Annotated in this window: 15 protein-coding genes; 9 read left to right on the plus strand and 6 right to left on the minus strand. The window is 68.2% G+C overall.

Annotation, left to right across the window (positions count from 1 at the left end; translation table 11 throughout):
- Positions 1-30 precede the first annotated feature (30 nt).
- Entirely contained in the window at positions 31-564 is a 534-nt protein-coding gene (locus tag OG490_RS29695; protein ID WP_443065989.1) for a hypothetical protein, read from the minus strand.
- On the opposite strand from OG490_RS29695, the gene OG490_RS29700 reads away from it, so the two are divergent.
- Both OG490_RS29700 and gcl read left to right on the plus strand, forming a co-directional pair.
- Entirely contained in the window at positions 467-727 is a 261-nt protein-coding gene (locus tag OG490_RS29700) for a hypothetical protein (RefSeq protein WP_330299337.1), read from the plus strand. The genes OG490_RS29695 and OG490_RS29700 overlap by 98 nt on opposite strands.
- Before the next feature lie 306 nt (positions 728-1033).
- Entirely contained in the window at positions 1034-2821 is a 1788-nt protein-coding gene (gene gcl, locus OG490_RS29705) for a glyoxylate carboligase (RefSeq protein ID WP_330299338.1), read from the plus strand.
- Between the two features lie 239 nt (positions 2822-3060).
- Here gcl and OG490_RS29710 read toward each other — a convergent pair whose 3' ends face one another.
- The 4 genes from OG490_RS29710 to OG490_RS29725 all read right to left on the minus strand — a co-directional run bounded on the left by OG490_RS29710 (position 3061) and on the right by OG490_RS29725 (position 7341).
- Entirely contained in the window at positions 3061-3339 is a 279-nt protein-coding gene (locus OG490_RS29710) for a hypothetical protein (protein ID WP_330299339.1), read from the minus strand.
- Between the two features lie 511 nt (positions 3340-3850).
- On the minus strand, positions 3851-5308 hold the full coding sequence (locus OG490_RS29715) for a catalase (RefSeq protein ID WP_330301122.1): 1458 nt from the start codon (positions 5306-5308) through the stop codon (positions 3851-3853).
- Between the two features lie 234 nt (positions 5309-5542).
- The gene (locus OG490_RS29720) at positions 5543-6433 is read right to left on the minus strand and encodes a 2-hydroxy-3-oxopropionate reductase (RefSeq protein WP_330299340.1); all 891 of its coding nucleotides are present in this window, start codon (positions 6431-6433) and stop codon (positions 5543-5545) included.
- Between the two features lie 74 nt (positions 6434-6507).
- On the minus strand, positions 6508-7341 hold the full coding sequence (locus OG490_RS29725; protein WP_330299341.1) for a TIM barrel protein: 834 nt from the start codon (positions 7339-7341) through the stop codon (positions 6508-6510).
- Between the two features lie 126 nt (positions 7342-7467).
- On the opposite strand from OG490_RS29725, the gene OG490_RS29730 reads away from it, so the two are divergent.
- From OG490_RS29730 to OG490_RS29760, 7 genes are all read left to right on the plus strand, one after another.
- Positions 7468-7719: a thiamine-binding protein gene (locus OG490_RS29730; protein WP_330299342.1), complete on the plus strand. Its 252-nt coding sequence runs from the start codon at positions 7468-7470 to the stop codon at positions 7717-7719.
- Positions 7716-8114, plus strand: a complete 399-nt coding sequence (locus tag OG490_RS29735) for a helix-turn-helix domain-containing protein (RefSeq protein ID WP_330299343.1) — start codon at positions 7716-7718, stop codon at positions 8112-8114. Before OG490_RS29730 ends, OG490_RS29735 begins: the two co-directional genes overlap by 4 nt.
- Positions 8115-8266: 152 nt before the next feature.
- On the plus strand, positions 8267-8782 hold the full coding sequence (uraD, locus tag OG490_RS29740; protein ID WP_330299344.1) for a 2-oxo-4-hydroxy-4-carboxy-5-ureidoimidazoline decarboxylase: 516 nt from the start codon (positions 8267-8269) through the stop codon (positions 8780-8782).
- A gap of 8 nt (positions 8783-8790) precedes the next feature.
- A complete protein-coding gene (uraH, locus tag OG490_RS29745) occupies positions 8791-9183 on the plus strand; it encodes a hydroxyisourate hydrolase (protein WP_243339130.1) in 393 nt (130 codons plus the stop codon).
- A 1-nt stretch (position 9184) separates the two neighbouring features.
- Positions 9185-10108, plus strand: coding sequence for a factor-independent urate hydroxylase (gene pucL / locus OG490_RS29750; protein WP_330299345.1), 924 nt, complete (start codon positions 9185-9187; stop codon positions 10106-10108).
- A gap of 206 nt (positions 10109-10314) precedes the next feature.
- Complete coding sequence (locus OG490_RS29755) at positions 10315-11712, plus strand: 8-oxoguanine deaminase (RefSeq protein WP_330299346.1); 1398 nt, start codon at positions 10315-10317, stop codon at positions 11710-11712.
- A 392-nt stretch (positions 11713-12104) separates the two neighbouring features.
- On the plus strand, positions 12105-13499 hold the full coding sequence (locus tag OG490_RS29760) for a nucleobase:cation symporter-2 family protein (protein ID WP_330299347.1): 1395 nt from the start codon (positions 12105-12107) through the stop codon (positions 13497-13499).
- 137 nt (positions 13500-13636) lie between these two features.
- Here OG490_RS29760 and OG490_RS29765 read toward each other — a convergent pair whose 3' ends face one another.
- Positions 13637-14698, minus strand: coding sequence for an Lrp/AsnC family transcriptional regulator (locus OG490_RS29765; RefSeq protein ID WP_330299348.1), 1062 nt, complete (start codon positions 14696-14698; stop codon positions 13637-13639).
- Positions 14699-14758 lie beyond the last annotated feature (60 nt).

Consider the following 14758-nt stretch of genomic DNA (forward strand, 5'->3'; position numbering starts at 1 on the left):
CGGCAGAAAATCGCGTAATACGCCCCGAGCCTAGGCCCCCGTACCGACGAGCTCGTCCGCCGGGTCGTTGACCGGCTGCGGCATGCCGGTGAGGTCCATGACGAACAGGGGTATCCCCAGGTCGTCCGCGCGGGCGCGCGCGTCTTCCGTATATCCGGCGAGCGCGAAGTACACGCTGGTCGCGGAGGCCGTGAGCCCGTTCAGCCAGACGCATTCCACCGCCCGCAGCCCGGCCGGCGCCGTGGTCGGGTCCACCTGGGCGACCAGGCCCGGGGCCCGCAGGTCCACCGCTGCCGACGGAATGGGCCGGCCGTCGGGCTGGCGCACGTCCTGGAAGCCGAGCCAGCGCAGGTACAGCGCGGCCGTGGCCACCGCGTCCCGGGCGGTACGGATGGTCACCGGGCGGAACGCGGGGCGGACCGCCACGGGGCCACCCGACGGCGCGGTGGGGCCCGGGGCGGACCCCATGGGCTCAGCGGCCCGGGCCCGGGCGGGCTGGGCGGACCCGGCGCCCGGCGGGTGGACAGGGACCGCCACCACCGTCCCGCACGATCCGCACCCCACCTCCGGATGCGGCCACTCGCTCTCCCGCCCGCAGGCCGCGCACCGCACCGACACCCAGCCGTCCGACCAGGTGCGATGGGTCAGCTCCCGGGGCGGCGAGGACAGGTCGAGCGGCGGGGTGACCGGGCTCCCGCAGGCGCAGGGGAACACCGGCACCGTGTAGTCGTTCTCGCGCAGGCACGCCGGGCAGCGCACTGGTACCGCATCCGCCATGAGACCTGATCCCCCTCCGTCGCTGTGCGTATCCCCATGCTCCACCACCTGCCACCACCGGGGCGGGCAGACCCCCGATTTTTGGCCGAGGCCTGGTTTTTCGTACAACTCACCGACCGAGACGCGGCTTTTGGTGGGTTCCGGGCTGCCTTCCCGTCTTGACGTGCGCGGGGCCGACGCTTAGCTTGTTCCGTATAGCAGAACAAAACTTCCGGATTACGGAAAAGCCTGACCGCCAGACCCGCAGGAGAACTCGATGCCTCGTATGACAGCCGCCGCCGCTGCAGTGGAGATCCTCAAGCGCGAGGGCGTTTCGCAAGCGTTCGGCGTGCCCGGCGCTGCGATCAACCCGTTCTACCGCGAGCTCAAGAACGTGGGTGGCATCGGCCACACCCTCGCTCGCCACGTCGAGGGCGCCTCGCACATGGCCGAGGGCTACACCCGCACGGCCCCGGGTAACATCGGCGTCTGCATCGGTACCTCCGGCCCCGCCGGCACCGACATGATCACCGGCCTGTACTCGGCCATCGCGGACTCGATCCCGATCCTGTGCATCACCGGTCAGGCCCCGGTCGCCAAGCTGCACAAGGAAGACTTCCAGGCCGTCGACATCGCGTCGATCGCCAAGCCGGTCACCAAGAAGGCGACCACCGTCCTGGAGGCCGCGCAGGTCCCGGGCGTGTTCCAGGAGGCCTTCTACCTGATGCGCTCCGGCCGTCCCGGCCCGGTCCTCATCGACCTGCCGATCGACGTCCAGCTGACCGAGATCGAGTTCGACCCGGACCTGTACGAGCCGCTGGCCGTCCACAAGCCGGCCGTGACCCGCAAGCAGGCCGAGAAGGCCATCTCGCTCCTGCTGGAGTCCGAGCGCCCGCTGATCGTCGCCGGTGGCGGCATCATCAACGCCGACGCCTCCGACCTGCTGGTCGAGTTCGCCGAGCTGCTGAACGTCCCGGTCATCTCCACCCTCATGGGCTGGGGCGTCATCCCGGACGACCACGAGCTCGCCGCCGGCATGGTCGGTGTCCAGACCTCGCACCGCTACGGCAACGCGACGTTCCTGGAGTCGGACTACGTCCTGGGCATCGGCAACCGCTGGGCCAACCGTCACACCGGTTACAACCTGGACGCGTACCTGGGCGACCGCAAGTTCGTCCACGTCGACATCGAGCCCACCCAGATCGGCAAGATCTTCGCCCCGGACCTGGGCATCGTCTCCGACGCCAAGGCCGCGCTGATCACCTTCATCGAGGTCGCCAAGGAGCTCAAGGCCGCGGGCAAGCTGCCCGACTACAGCGCCTGGGTCGCCTCGCACCTGGAGCGCAAGGGCTCGCTGCAGCGCCGTACGCACTTCGACAACATCCCCATGAAGCCGCAGCGCGTCTACGAGGAGATGAACAAGGCCTTCGGCCCGGAGACCCGCTACGTCACCACCATCGGTCTGTCCCAGATCGCCGGTGCGCAGATGCTGCACGTCTTCAAGCCGCGCCACTGGATCAACTGCGGCCAGGCCGGCCCGCTCGGCTGGACCATCCCGGCCGCGCTGGGTGTCGCCAAGGCCGACCCGACGACCCCGGTCGTCGCGCTCTCCGGTGACTACGACTTCCAGTTCATGCTGGAAGAGCTGGCCGTCGGTGCGCAGCACAAGATCCCGTACGTCCACGTCCTCGTGAACAACGCCTACCTGGGTCTGATCCGTCAGGCGCAGGGTGGTCTCGGCATCAACTTCGAGGTCAACCTCGAGTTCGAGAACATCAACGCCCCCGAGCTGGGTGTCTACGGCGTCGACCACGTCAAGGTCGTCGAGGGTCTGGGCTGCAAGGCCATCCGCGTGACGGACCCGAACGAGCTGGGTGCCGCCCTCGAGGAGGCCAAGAAGCTGGCCGCCGAGTACAGCGTCCCGGTCGTCGTCGAGGCCATCCTGGAGCGCGTCACCAACATCTCGATGAGCAAGACGGTCGACATGAGCGACGTCACCGAGTTCGAAGAGCTGGCGACCGAGCCGGGCCACGCCCCGACCGCGATCCGCCCGATCTCTGCCTAGTCCGCCTGTCTCCACCAGGCTGGTCTAGCACCACGCAGCGGCCCCCGTCCCTCCTCCAGGAGGAACGGGGGCCGTTTCGCGTGCCCTACGGGTCCCAGGTCCCGGGACCGTCCCGCGGGGCGGAACGCTCCCGCCCGCCTCCGGCTACCGGTCCCGCGCCTACGGTGCCCACCGGGCCGGCTCCCGGCGGGTCGCCGCGGTGTCCGGATGGTCGGGCCCGAGCACCCTCAGCTCCTCGTTCAACAGATGCGTGAAGGAGGTCGCGTCCCCGGCCGCGTCCCCGGCCCGGCCGAGGTCTCGCGCGGGAGCGTGGGCCCGCCCTGCGCGCCGAGGTGTCGCAGCAGGTCGTTCAGCAGCGCCTCGTAGGCCACGGCGGCCCCGGCCGGCGCGCGGTACGCCTCCAGGTGCTGCCTGGCGACAGGGCCGGTGGGGGCGGCCGAGGGCGCGCCCTGGGGAGGGAGCAGACGGCCGCCTCCAGCAGGGGACGCGCGGGCCAGCCCGGCGTCACCGGCCGACACCCCGGGCGCCGCGTGCGCGTCGAGGAGGGCCTGGCCAGGAGGCCATGTGGCGGACCCGCTTCGAGGGGCTGCTGGACCACACCCGGACATGACAAAGAGCCGAGTCACGGGACCGTCCGTGACTCGGCTCTCTGGTTTGGTACCGCCCGACGGTACGAGGCTGGCGCGACAGGACGTTCGCACCACCGGGCGGAGAAGGTGGGGGAGGTTGTCCCCTATATACACAGGGGGCTCTGTGCGTGGCCCCTGTGTATATGAGGAGGATTTGGCTGGGACCGTGGCGGGCGGACGACGAGAACTCCGGCTTCGTCTCCCTCAGGTCAAGAGACGGGCCTCGGAACCCATTACCACCGCACTGGCTCGCACGCTCGCCACGGTCCCCACGCGGCGCCAGCCGCAAGGACTGGCGCAGTCCGCCCTCACCGCGTACCACCCCTCATCCGGGTCCGCAGTGTGGGCTCGTCACCCGGGACCTGACCTCCCGTCAGGCCCCCGGTGAAGCTTTTTCGGCTCAGGCGTCGCGCAGGGCGCGAACGGCCTCCTCGACGCGCTTGCCGTAGTCGGCGTCGGCGGCGTGGAAGTGAGCCAGGTTCTTCTCGATGACGTCCTCGATGGTGACCTGGGACAGGCCGCCGGCGATGTTCGCCACCAGACGCTGCTTCTCGGCCTCGGACATCAGGCGGTAGAGCTCACCGGCCTGGAAGAAGTGGTCGTCCTTGGTGTGCAGCGGAGCCTCGTGGGTGCCCGTGTAGCCGGAGACGGCCTTCGGGGCGCCCAGCGCCAGACCGGTCTCGGCCGGACCCTGGTACGAGTTGGGCTCGTAGTTCTTGTCGTGGCGCGAGCCGTTGCGCAGCGCCATGACGCCGTCGCGGCCGTAGTTGTCGGCCTTGGTCGCCTTCGGGGCGTTGACCGGCAGCAGGGTGTGGTTCACACCGAGGCGGTAGCGCTGGGCGTCGGCGTACGCGAACAGACGGCCCTGGAGCATCTTGTCCGGCGAGGCGGTGATGCCCGGGACGAAGTTGTTCGGGGAGAACGCGGACTGCTCGACCTCGGCGAAGACGTTGTCGGGGTTCTTGTCCAGGACAAGACGGCCGACGCGCTGCAGCGGGTAGTCGCTGTGCGGCCACACCTTGGTGATGTCGAACGGGTTGAAGCGGTAGTCCGCGGCCTCGGCGGCGGGCATGATCTGGACGTAGAGGGTCCAGCTCGGGTTCACACCGCGCTCGATCGCCTGGAGCAGGTCGGTCTGGTGCGAGTTGCCGTCCTTGCCGACGAGCTCGGCGGCCTGGTCACCGGAGAGGCAGCGGATGCCCTGGTTCGTCTTGAAGTGGTACTTGACGAAGAAGGCCTCGCCCTGCTCGTTGGTCCACTGGTACGTGTGGGAGCCGTAGCCGTTCATGTGACGGTACGACGCCGGGATACCGCGGTCACCCATGAGCCAGGTGATCTGGTGCGTCGCCTCGGGGGCGTGCGCCCAGAAGTCCCAGACGTTGTCCGGCTCCTGCTTGCCCGTGAAGGGGTCGCGCTTCTGGGAGTGGATGAAGTCGGGGAACTTGATCGGGTCCTTGATGAAGAACACCGGGGTGTTGTTGCCGACGAGGTCGTAGTTGCCCTCTTCGGTGTAGAACTTCAGCGCGAAGCCGCGCGGGTCGCGGACCGCGTCCGAGCCACCCAGCGAGTCGGCCACGGTGGAGAACCGCAGGAAGGTCTCGGTCTTCTTGCCGACCGTGTTCAGGAACGCGGCGCTGGTGTACGCGGTGACGTCGTCGGTCACCTCGAAGTGACCGTACGCGGCGGAGCCGCGGGCGTGCACCACACGCTCCGGGATGCGCTCACGGTTGAAGCGGGCAAGCTTCTCGAGGAGCTGCTGGTCCTGGACCAGGATGGGGCCACCGACGCCGGCGGTAGCGGAGTTCTGGTTGTCGGCGACCGGGGCGCCAGACTCGGTCGTCAGCGTGCGCTTCGACATGGTGACCTTCCGTACGGGGAACTGCTGACGGAATTCGTCTTCCGTCATGCGGAACAGCCTAATTTCGACTTGAACTCGACGTCAACAGTTTGTTGAAAAGAAAGATGGCGGGAGAGGTAATCCGGACGGTGCCGGCGCTTGGGCGCGACAGGACAGGTGTCAGCACCGGCACCATCCGGAAACTCAGGTCCCCCGAAGGGGAGTGGAGCTGCGGCCCGCAAGCGGGCCGCGGGATCAGATCTGGGCGCCGGAGAGGCGCTCGACCGCACGGAGCAGCGCGGAGTGGTCCAGGCCACCGTCACCCTGGGCGCGCAGCGAGGCGACCAGCTGGGCGACGACAGCGCCGACCGGGAGGGCCGCACCCACGTTGCGGGCGGCGTCGGTGACGATGCCCATGTCCTTGTGGTGCAGGTCGATCCGGAAACCGGGCTTGAAGTCGCGGTTCAGGAAGTTGGCCTTCTTGCGGGTCAGGACCGTGGAGCCGGCCAGACCGCCGTTGAGCACGTCCAGAGCGGCTTCGAGGTTCACGCCCGACTTCTCGAGGAAGACGACGGCCTCGGCGCACGCCTGGATGTTCACCGCGACGATGAGCTGGTTGGCAGCCTTCACCGTCTGGCCGGAGCCGTGCGGGCCGCACAGGACGATGACCTTGCCGAGGGCCTCGAGGATCGGGAGGGCCTCGTCGAAGTCGGCCTGCTCGCCACCCACCATGATCGACAGGACGGCCTCGATGGCACCGGCCTCGCCACCGGACACCGGAGCGTCGATGACGCGGATGCCCTTGGCGGCGGCGTTCTTCGCCAGGTCGATCGAGGTCTGCGGGGTGATCGACGACATGTCGATGATCAGCGCGCCGGACTTGGCGTTCTCGAGGATGCCGTTCTCACCGTAGGAGATGGCCTCGACGTGCGGGGACGCGGGCACCATCGTGATGATGACGTCGGCGTCGGCCACGGCGTCGGCGATCGAACCGGCGGCGGAGCCACCGGCGGCGGCCAGGCGGTCCAGCTTGTCCTGCTCCAGCGTGAAGCCGGTGACCGAGTAACCGGCCTTCAGGAGGTTCTCGGCCATGGGGGAGCCCATGATGCCGAGACCGATCCACGCGATCTTGGGGAGGTTGCTCATGATGAGGGTCCTTCTCTTAATGCTTTGTACGAAAAGTTCGTGTGGTGCCTGGCTGTTCGCCCGGACTTTTCCGCTTACTTCGCGGCGCGGGCCTCGGCCGGCAGGAACGCGAAGGACGCGGCGGCGTCTGCGGCCTTGTACTCAAGACCGACATAACCGTTGTAACCGGCCTTCTGGAGCTGGTCGAGCAGCTCTTCGAGAGGCAGGTCGCCGGTGCCGGGGGCACCTCGTCCCGGCTTGTCCGCAATCTGGACGTGCCCGGTCTTGGCGGCGTACTTTTCGATGACCTCGGAGAGGTCCTCATCGTTCATCGCCAGGTGGTACAGGTCGAGCAGGAACTTGGCGTTGCCGAGGCCGGTGGCCTCGTTCACCTTGTCCACTACCTCGATGCCGGCCGGGGCGCTCACCAGGGGGTAGAGCGGCGACTCGGGCTTGTTCAGGGTCTCGATCAGGAGGATCGCGCCGACGCGGTCCGCGGCCTGGGCCGCCACGACCAGGTTCTTCAGGGCGAGCTCGTCCTGGACGGCCGGGTCCACACCCTCGACGCGGTTGCCGTAGAGGGCGTTCAGCGCCTTGCAGCCGACCGAGGCGGCGAAGTCCGCCGCCACGTTGATGTTGGCGTTGAAGCGCTCCGACTCCTCACCGGGAACCGAAACCGCACCGCGGTCCGGACCCGGCAGCTGGCCGGCGTAGAAGTTCAGGCCCACCAGCTGGGTCCCGGCGTCCTCAAGAGCCTTCTTGAGAGCGTCGAGCTCCTCCTGTGCGGGGGTGGGGGTCTCGATCCAGGGCCACCACAGCTCGACCGCCGTGAAGCCCGCTGCGGCGGCAGCCGCGGGACGCTCCAGGAGCGGGAGTTCCGTGAAGAGGATCGAAAGATTTACATCGAAGCGCTGGTCCGTGTATCCCATGAGGGGTGTGCGCTCCTTCCGTATTGCGGAAGTTAGTTTCTGCCTGATGGAAGACTGCAAGCCCGGTGTCTCACTTGTCAAGTACCGACTGCCGAAAAGTCCGGACTGCCGGGTAGCTTGAGCGACGTGCGATTGAGAGTGGAGTTCACGACCGAGCCCTTCGATCTCGAAGAGGCCCCTGCCCATGCCGTGGCCGCTCGCGAGGTCATCCAGAAGGCCCAACTGGACGCGGTGGATGTCGGCCCGTTCGGAAACACGGCCGAAGGGGAGACCGACGAGGTGCTGAGCGCGGTCACCGCGCTGCTGCGCGACGCGCTGGCGGCCGGAGCGACGCGCGTCTCGCTCCAGGTCAACGTGATCGGGGAGGAGACCCCATGACCGAGCCCCGTGATCACCCGTTCGTCGCGGCGATCAAGCCGCTGGTGGACGCGATGGGCGGGGAGCTGATGGATCCCGCCCTGGCCCAGCCCGACGACGTCGTGCTCGCCTGGGAGGGCGAGGACCTGCTGGCCGTACGGCTTCCGCAGCTCTCGGACTCGCTGGATCACATCCTGGCGGCGCTGGAGCGCCGGCACGGCGTACCGTTGTCCCAGCTCGACCGGAAGACCAAGCAGGACACCGTACGGATACTCGAGGCGCGCGGCGCTTTTTCCGTCCGGCACGGCGTGGAGACGGTCGCGGGAGCCCTGGGTGTCAGCCGGTTCACGGTGTACAACTATTTGAACCGGGACTCGAATGCTCCCAAAGGACCCAACAAAGCGAACCAAACGTGAAGCCGACCTGACTCAGAGTGACGAGCCGCCGCCCAATTCACCCGGGCGGCGGCTTTTGTGTACGGGAAGTTTCAACAAAGTGTTGACGCCGTGTTGTCGAGGGCGTTAGCTATGCCCAGCCCGTCAAAGCAACAAGGCCACGGAGGCCTACCGTGACTTCGAGTCCGACCCCGGGTCTCACCCGGTTCAACACCTTGGACGACAGCGCGGCCACGGCCGAGCTCCACGAGGTGTGCGCCAGTTCGGCATGGGGGAGCAAGCTGCTCGCCCAGCGCCCCTTCACCAGCGCCGAAACCCTGTTCTCCGCGAACGAGGCGGCCATGGCCGAGCTCACCGCCGAGGACCTGGCCGAGGCCATGGGAGGCCACGCGCCGATCGGCCGCCCGAAGCCGGGAGACCCGACCTCCGCCCGCGAGCAGCGTGGCATGGCCGGTGCCTCGGAGGAGCTCAAGAACGAGCTCCTCGAACTGAACCTGGCCTACCAGGACAAGTTCGGCCACGTCTTCCTCATCTGCGCCACCGGTGCGACCGGTGAGTTCATGCGGGACGCGGTCAAGGTCCGGATCGAGAACTCGCCGGAACAGGAGCGGGAAATCGCTCGTGGCGAGCTCGTCAAGATCAACCGGATTCGCCTGACCCGTCTCGTGGAATCCGTAGAAGGAGAGTAAGACCGAGCATGAGCACTGAGACCACCGCGTCGGTGTCCACGCACATCCTGGACACCAGCATCGGAAAGCCCGCCGAAGGCGTCGCGATCTCCCTGTCGGCCCGTACGGGTCTCGACGGTGAGTGGGCGGCCCTGGGCGGCTCCGCCACCGATGTGGACGGGCGCTGCAAGGACCTGCCGGCCCTGCCGGAGGGCACCACCCACGTGCGTCTCGACTTCGAGACCGAGACGTACTTCTCCAAGAAGCAAGCCGCCGAGGCACAGCAGGACGCCCCCCGCGTAAGGGACAGCGGTGCGTTCTTCCCCGAGGTCACCATCACCTTCGCGGTGAACCCGGGCGAGCACTATCACGTACCGCTGCTGCTCAACCCGTTCGGCTACTCCGTTTACCGAGGGAGCTAGCATGGCCACCATTCTGGGCCAGAACCAGTACGGCAAAGCAGAGAACCGCGTAGTCAAGATCACGCGGGACGGCGACACCCACCACATCAAGGACCTGAACGTCTCGGTCGCCCTCTCGGGTGACATGGACGACGTCCACTACTCCGGTTCGAACGCCAACTGCCTGCCGACGGACACCACCAAGAACACGGTGTACGCCTTCGCCAAGGAGTACGGCATCGAGTCCGCCGAGCAGTTCGGCATCCACCTGGCGCGTTGGTTCGTCAACAGCCAGGAGCCGATCCACAGGGCGCGCATCCGGATCGAGGAGTACTCCTGGTCCCGGATCGCCACCTCGGACGCGAACTCCAAGTTCATCGGCTCCGACGAGGTGAACCACTCGTTCGTCCGCAACGGCGGCGAGACCCGGGTCACGCAGATCACGTACGACGGCAAGAACTGGGAGGTCATCTCCGGCCTCAAGGACCTCGTCGTCATGAACTCCACGAACTCCGAGTTCTGGGGTTACGTGAAGGACAAGTACACGACCCTGAAGGAAGCGTACGACCGCATCCTCGCCACCCAGGTGTCGGCCCGCTGGCGCTTCAGCTGGTCGGACGACGACCAGCGGATGCCCAACTGGGAGAAGTCCTACGCCGAGACCCGCAAGCACATGCTGCAGGCCTTCGCGGAGACCTACTCCCTGTCGCTGCAGCAGACCCTGTACCAGATGGGTTCGCGCATCATCAACCACCGTTCGGAGATCGACGAGGTTCGCTTCTCGCTCCCGAACAAGCACCACTTCCTCGTCGACCTCGAGCCCTTCGGTCTCAAGAACGACAACGAGGTCTACTTCGCCGCGGACCGCCCGTACGGTCTGATCGAAGCGACGGTTCTCCGCGACGGCGTCGACGCCCGTATCCCCGTGGACATGACCAACCTCTGATGTGGCACGCGCGTCCCGGGGCTCCGCAGTGGCCCCGGGACGGTGCATCACCCGGCCCGTCAGACATCCACACTTCGTGAATCTCGGCACCCGGTAGCAACATATGGGGCGGCAGTACTGTCAGCTGCCAAGGCCCCCGGCTCCGGCACTCAAATCCCCAGGGTTTTGCCGTGCCCGTACCGCCACTGAAAGCACGAGGAAGTCCCATGACAGCATCGGCAGCCCGTGACAGCGCTGTAGAGCGCATCGTCATCGAAAACTGTGCGATTGCAACCGTCGACGCCAACGACACCGAGTACGCCTCGGGCCATGTCGTGGTCGCCGGTAACAGGATCGAGGCCATCGGTGCGGGCAGGGCCCCCGAGAACCTCGTCAACACAGTCCGTCGCATCGACGGCACCGGACACCTCGTGACCCCCGGTCTGGTCAACACGCACCACCACTTCTACCAGTGGATCACGCGTGGTCTGGCCACCGACCACAACCTCTTCAACTGGCTCGTCGCGCTGTACCCGACCTGGGCGCGCATCGACGAGCAGATGACGTACACGGCGGCCCAGGGCTCCCTGGCGATGATGGCCAAGGGCGGCGTCACCACCGCCATGGACCACCACTACGTCTTCCCCAAGGGCTCGGGCGACCTCTCCGGGTCGATCATCCGCGCCGCGTCCGAGATGGGCGTCCGCTTCACCCTCGCCCGCGGTTCCATGGACCGCAGCGTGAAGGACGGCGGCCTGCCGCCGGACCACGCGGTCGAGACCCTCGAAGGCGCGCTCGCCGACACCGAGGCGACCGTCAAGAAGCATCACGACTACTCCTTCGACGCGATGACTCAGGTCGCCGTCGCCCCGTGCTCCCCCTTCTCGGTCTCCACTGAGCTGCTGAAGCAGGGCGCCGAGCTGGCCCGCCGCCTCGGTGTGCGCATGCACACGCACGGCAGCGAGACCGTCGAGGAGGAGCAGTTCTGCAAGGAACTGTTCGGCATGGGCCCGACCGACTACTTCGAGTCGACCGGCTGGCTCGGCGAGGACGTGTGGATGGCGCACAGCGTCCACATGAACGACTCCGACATCGCCGCGTTCGCCCGTACCAGGACCGGTGTCGCGCACTGCCCGTCCTCCAACGCCCGTCTGGCCGCCGGCATCGCCCGCGTCCCGGACATGCTCGCCGCCGGCGTCCCGGTCGGCCTCGGCGTGGACGGCACCGCCTCCAACGAGTCGGGCGAACTGCACACCGAACTGCGCAACGCGCTGCTCATCAACCGCCTGAACCCGGTCCACCGCGAGCGCGCCCTCAACGCGCGCCAGGCCCTGCGCCTCGGTACGTACGGTGGCGCCCAAGTCCTCGGCCGCGCCGACAACATCGGCTCGCTCGAGGTCGGCAAGTGCGCCGACCTGGTGATGTGGAACCTGAGCACGCTGGCCCACTCCTCCATCGCAGACCCGGTCACCGCCCTGGTCTTCGGAGCTGCCGCTCCCGTGACCCTCTCGCTGGTCAACGGCAAGCAGATCGTCGAGAACAACCGTCTTCTCTTCGCCGACGAGGACGCGATCGCCGTGTCCACCCGGGAAGAGGCCCAGCGCCTCGCGCGACTGCATTCTTAGCGATCTGGCCTGCGCAGGCCTGATCCCACGGAGTCCGGACGGGGGGGACGGCCCTCGTCCGGCGGCCGTGGACCCGAGCGGGGTCCGCGGCAGCCGTTCCCGGGTAGCGCCTGAGGATTTTTCCGAAGGCGCCCCCGGGGGCGGTGACTCGTGACACTTGCTCCCCAGCTCGTGAACCGCGCCACTGCCACGGCACCGCCAGCTCAAATTCCGTACCCCTTGGGACGAACATTCGGCGCCGAGTGCCGAGCGCCAAGCACCCAGCGCCAAGCACCGAGCCGCGCACCACGAGCGTCACCCACAACTCAATACAGGCTCGACTAGCACCGCTTCAGCACCACCTCCAAGACACTCACGTCCCTGCCGACGTGACTAACCGAGCGGAGGAAACCGTGGCCGCAACGCCTGGGTTTCGCAAAGATGCAGTCGTAGTACCGGCGGAGGGGAAGCATCCGGTCGACGAGACCTTGCCTCCGTTGAAGATGTTCACCAGCGGGCTCCAGCACGTGGCCGCCATGTACGCGGGTGTCGTCGCCCCGCCCATGATCGTCGGCCCGGCGGTCGGCCTCTCGGCCACCGAGACCGCCTTCCTGATGGGCGCCTCGCTCTTCACCGCAGGGCTCGCGACCCTCCTCCAGACCCTCGGGTTCTGGAAGATCGGCGCCAAACTCCCCTTCGTCAACGGCGTTTCGTTCGCCGGCGTGACCCCGATGATCGCCATCGGCAAGGGGGCCGGCGACAACGCCGTCCCCGTCATCTTCGGCGCGATCATCGTCGCCGGAGTCCTCGGCTTCTTCGCCGCCCCGTACTTCGGCAAGCTGGTCAGGTTCTTCCCGCCGGTGGTCACCGGTACGGTCATCACCCTGATCGGCGTCTCGCTGCTCCCCGTGTCCTTCAACTGGTCGCAGGGCGGGAACCGCACCGCCACCGACTACGGCTCGATGCAGAACATCGGGATGGCCGCGGTCACCCTCGCGATCGTCCTGCTGATGCGCAAGTTCCTGCGCGGGTTCCTCCAGCAGATATCCATCCTGCTCGGCCTGGTCGCCGGCACGCTCATCGCGCTGCCCCTGGGCATGACCAACCTCGACGCCGTCAGGAACGCCGACTTCGTGGGCTTCCCGACCCCGTTCCACTTCGGCGCCCCGCAGTTCCAGGTCGCCGCCATCATCTCGATGTGCATCGTGATGCTCGTGTGCATGACGGAGTCCACCGCCGACATCCTGGCGCTGGGCAAGATCGTGGGCCGTCCCGCCGACGAGAAGACCATCGAGGGCGGCCTGCGGGCCGACGCCCTCGGCAGCGCGATCAGCCCGCTGTTCAACGGGTTCATGTGCAGCGCCTTCGCGCAGAACATCGGCCTGGTCGCCATGACCAAGGTGCGCAGCCGGTTCGTCGTCGCGGCCGGCGGCGGCATCCTGATCCTGCTGGGCCTGTGTCCGATCGCCGCCTCCGTCATCGGAGTCGTCCCGCTCCCGGTGCTCGGCGGCGCGGGCATCGTCCTCTTCGGCTCGGTGGCCGCAAGCGGCATCCAGACCCTGGCCGGCGCGGCCATGGAGAAGGGCGAGAACGCCCTGATCGTCGCCGCCGCCCTCGGCATCGGCCTGATCCCGATCGCGGCCCCCGGCTTCTACCACGCCTTCCCGAAGGACCTGTTGGTCGTCCTCGACTCAGGCATCAGCACCGGCTGCGTCGTGGCCATCGCGCTGAACCTGGCCTTCAACCACCTCGGCACCAAGAAGGGCGCGGCCCAAGCCGCCGGCCCGGAACCGGTGCCGGTGCACTGACCGGGCCCGGCCCGGCCGGACAGTGCCGAACGGCGGTGCGTACGCCACCCACTGCGGGTGTGGCGTCCGCACCGCCGTGCGCGTTTGCGGGTTCCGGCGGGCCGCTCCTCCGGGCGGGGCGCCGGCCTGAGGGAGGCTCAGGCGCCGCCCTGCGGGACCGGGTCGGACCAGATGTCCGGGACGACCGTGCGCAACCGGTGGCCGCGCGGGCCCAGTTCCTGCGCCTCCGACTTGCGCACGCGCAGGGACACCGCGGAGTCCCGCATGCGCAGGCCCGGCAGCCGGCGGGTGAGGTCCGCGGTGTAGCGGGAGAGGTCCTCCACCGTGCGCAGCCGTACGCTGATCATGAAGTTCCAGGGCCCGCTGACGGACATGCAGGTCCGGGTCTCGCGCAGTCCCGCGGCCGCCGCCGCGCAATCGGCCAGTTCGTACTCGGCCGCCTCCGCCCAGAGCGTCGCCGACACCGGCCAGCCCGACAGCCCCGACGCCAGGGCGCAGCTGTAGCGCAGGCTCTGACCGGCCTCCAGCTTCGTCAGGCGGCGCCGTACGGTCGACTCGCTCATCTCGAACTCCCGGGCCAGCGAGGCCACGCTGCGCCGGGCGTCGGAGGCCAGGGCCCGTACCAGCGGCCGGTCCTCGTGCTGGAGCGGTGCGACCGGGGCCGTGGCCGGGGCGGTGGCGTGTGCCGAACGCCGGGTCCGGCCGGTCAGCAGGTCGATCTGGCCCGGGGCCAGCTGGTCCAGGCGCCAGCGGTCGGGGGCGTAGTGCACCGCGGTCACCATGGAGGTGCGGGTCCCGATCACGCCCGGGATCAGCTGCACTCGCGAGGACAGGTACCGGTACAGCGCGGGCAGGTCCGGGAGGGCCAGGAAGACCAGCAGGTCACGGCCGCCGGTGGTGTGTTCCACGCCGAGCGTGTACGGATCCGCCACGAGCGCGTCGCCCACGGGCGGGGAGGTTCCCGGGGCGCAGGTGACCTCCACCCAGGCCATGCAGGGCGGCCGGACGCCGGTCCGCAGTCCTATCCCCGTCAGCCACGCCTCCCCGGCCCCGGTGAGCCGCTCCCAGCGGCGTGCCAGGGTGTCCGGGCGTGCTCCCAGCACCGGTGCCAGCAGCTCCCAGCTCGCACGGGGAGCGAGCTGGAGTGCGTGGACGAGCGCCCGGTCCATGTCGTCGATGGCGGAATTGGCCGAGTTCATACCTTCCCCTGGTGGTTCTCCCGGTCGGTGACGAGACAACGAAATTATGAACCGATCATC

Source organism: Streptomyces sp. NBC_00503, assembly GCF_036346895.1.
Classification (GTDB): domain Bacteria; phylum Actinomycetota; class Actinomycetes; order Streptomycetales; family Streptomycetaceae; genus Streptomyces.